The organism is Halomonas sp. ND22Bw, assembly GCF_003011945.1.
Lineage (GTDB): Bacteria > Pseudomonadota > Gammaproteobacteria > Pseudomonadales > Halomonadaceae > Halomonas > Halomonas halophila.
In genome coordinates, this window is record NZ_PXWD01001185.1 from 1 (window position 1) to 260 (window position 260).

General features: G+C 65.4%; 1 pseudogene. It reads left to right on the forward strand.

Annotated elements, in window-relative coordinates:
• Window positions 1–51: 51 nt before the first annotated feature.
• Window positions 52–260: pseudogene (locus CVH10_RS21920) on the forward strand (MFS transporter); the annotation flags it as partial.

The window sequence follows — 260 nt, forward strand, 5'->3', positions numbered from 1 at the left end:
CGGTGCTAATCACCTCACCCCGCCTTCCGCTTTTCCCGGCCCGGTCGCCCCATGAACAAGAAACGCCTGATCCCGCTGATCGTCGCCACCGCTTTGTTCATGGAGAACATGGACTCCACCGTCATCGCGACGTCGCTGCCCGCGATCGCCGCCGACATCGTCACCAGCCCGCTGACGCTGAAGCTCGCGATCACCTCCTATCTGCTGTCGCTGGCGGTGTTCATTCCGGCGAGCGGCTGGACCGCCGACCGGTTCGGCGC